Consider the following 755-nt stretch of genomic DNA (forward strand, 5'->3'; position numbering starts at 1 on the left):
ACCTATCTCAATAATAAGAATAACCAATTGTTGCTAATGCACGAATTTCATTACTCTTTTCCGAGAAATTAATGGGGGAAACATGGCAACGAAAGCAATTGTAGTGGAAGGTGGAGCGATGCGCGGCGTCTTTGCCAGTGGCGTGTTAGACGCATTTCTAGAGCGAGATTATAAGCCATTTGATTTTGCGATTGGTGTGTCGGCAGGCGCATCTAATTTGATTGGTTATCTGACCGATTACCCGCACCGCAGTATAAATGTGATTACAAAGCTCGCGACCAGCAAGCGCTTTTTCGACCCGACCCGTTTCCTCAAAGGTGGCGATTTGATTGATGTAAAATGGCTGTTTGAAGAGTCCAACCGTTTGTATCCCGTCGATGAGAAAAAGCTTTTTGAAGGCATTCCTTTTTTTGCGGCCACCACGAATGTGGACACAGGTAAAGCGGACTACTATCGAGTGACGCGAGAAAATTTCCATCATGCGATAGAAGCGACAACAGCATTGCCGATTGCTTACAAACATACTCCGTGTTTTTCTGGTGGTTGTTATACCGATGGTGGTGTGGCGGATTCTATTCCGGTTCGAGAAGCTTACCGAAGAGGAGCGCGAGACATCACGGTTGTGCTATCGCACCCGCTGAATTACTCCAAAAAACCAGTAAAAAATACTTGGTTAATGAACAAGTTGTTTGCTGAACATCCCAAAATGGCAGAAGCGATGTTGCATCGTTCAGAGAACTACAATGAGTCCTTGG

1 protein-coding gene is annotated in these 755 nt (G+C 45.0%); it reads left to right on the forward strand.

Annotated features, from left to right (window positions below; translation table 11 throughout):
• Positions 1–82: 82 nt before the first annotated feature.
• On the forward strand, positions 83–755 hold a 673-nt coding region (locus R7Z47_RS24635; protein ID WP_318130736.1), incomplete at its 3' end, for a patatin family protein.

This window comes from Vibrio sp. 1641 (assembly GCF_033339995.1).
Lineage (GTDB): Bacteria > Pseudomonadota > Gammaproteobacteria > Enterobacterales > Vibrionaceae > Vibrio > Vibrio alginolyticus.